Below are 794 nucleotides of genomic sequence, written 5' to 3' on the forward strand. Positions count from 1 at the left end.
GTTCAGCACACCGGCCACGCGGCTGGAAAACCCGCATTGCGGCATTTCCTTGGTGCCCTTCATGAACAGCACGACATCGTTGTTGCTCACGGTTTCCTTGATCTGTGTGGATGCATCGGTCATTTGCGTCGTTTCCTTGGAATGAATTGTTTCGCGTATTCCTGCGGGTCGCGCGGTACCTTGAAGGTATAGGACTGTCCGCCCCCGCCGCCGCCAGAGTGATAATTGGCCTCGACCTCGTGATAGCCGGTGCCCGGTTCGGACCCGCGCTCGTCATCCTTGTGGTGGCGGATCGATTGTGCCGCGCGCAACACGGTCACGACGGCGATCAGCGCACAAAGAAGGAGGATCAGGCCCAGTTCCACCGGATCAGCCCTCGGGGGCCTTGGTGGTCAGTGCCAGCGCGTGCAGCTCGCCCTGGCTGCCATCCATCTTGCCCTTGAGCGCGGCATAGACCGCGCGCTGCTGCTGGACCCGATTCTTGCCGGCGAAAGAGGCGTCGATCACCTCTGCCGCATAGTGATTGCCGTCTCCCGCCAGATCGGTGATCGTGATCTGGGCGTCGGGAAAGCTTTCGCGGATCAGGTCTTCGATGTCGCGGGCTTGCATGGGCATGGGACGGCTCCGGTAGGTCTGCGGTATGTTCCTGATGTAGTGGTGGCGGCGCCTGCGTGCAAGCTGTCCGTCGGGCCGGGGGTGGGCCACGGTTCGGGGCGACCATGGTCGGGGGCAGGGCGCTTTCCGCTTGGCTTTCGCGGCGCGCCGGGCCAGCCTGCGGGCGCAAGGCGGCCCCG

General features: G+C 64.2%; 2 protein-coding genes and 1 pseudogene. All 3 read right to left on the bottom strand.

What is annotated here, in order from left to right:
- A pseudogene (locus A3728_RS12810) lies at positions 1–123 on the bottom strand (Grx4 family monothiol glutaredoxin); the annotation flags it as partial.
- Complete coding sequence (locus A3728_RS12815) at positions 120–365, bottom strand: hypothetical protein (RefSeq protein WP_067924361.1); 246 nt, start codon at positions 363–365, stop codon at positions 120–122. The pseudogene A3728_RS12810 and the gene A3728_RS12815, both read right to left, overlap by 4 nt.
- A gap of 4 nt (positions 366–369) precedes the next feature.
- Complete coding sequence (locus A3728_RS12820) at positions 370–615, bottom strand: BolA family protein (protein WP_067924363.1); 246 nt, start codon at positions 613–615, stop codon at positions 370–372.
- Positions 616–794: the final 179 nt, after the last annotated feature.

It is taken from the genome of Sulfitobacter sp. HI0040, assembly GCF_001634885.1.
Lineage (GTDB): Bacteria > Pseudomonadota > Alphaproteobacteria > Rhodobacterales > Rhodobacteraceae > Sulfitobacter.